Source organism: Bacillus cereus group sp. N21 (assembly GCF_016483395.1).
Taxonomy (GTDB): domain Bacteria; phylum Bacillota; class Bacilli; order Bacillales; family Bacillaceae_G; genus Bacillus_A; species Bacillus_A pseudomycoides.
The window spans coordinates 1-252 of sequence record NZ_JAEHBX010000384.1 but is presented as its reverse complement, the minus strand read 5'-3'; the positions used below and the strand labels follow the sequence as shown (position 1 = coordinate 252).

Sequence of the window (252 nt, the reverse complement as noted above, 5' to 3'; positions counted from 1 at the left end):
GTGCTCTACAGCACAATGTGTTTTTATTTTACAACTACAAGATGCGGTCCACCTTGTTCTCTTTCTTTAACTAACTCATTTTGTTGTTTTTCTTGTCTTTTCACATGACTAGCAATATTCAATAATACCCCCATCGCAAGTAGATTAGCTAACAAGGAACTTCCGCCGTAACTAACAAAAGGTAACGGTACCCCAGTAAGCGGTATTAATCCAGACATACCACCGACATTGATAAACGTTTGAACTCCAAAC

General features: G+C 38.5%; 1 protein-coding gene. It reads right to left on the bottom strand.

Annotated features, from left to right (window positions below; genetic code table 11):
- Positions 1 to 23: 23 nt before the first annotated feature.
- Positions 24 to 252, bottom strand: a 229-nt coding sequence (locus JDS96_RS31305) for an FtsW/RodA/SpoVE family cell cycle protein (protein ID WP_199669178.1), incomplete at its 5' end; no start/stop codon positions are given.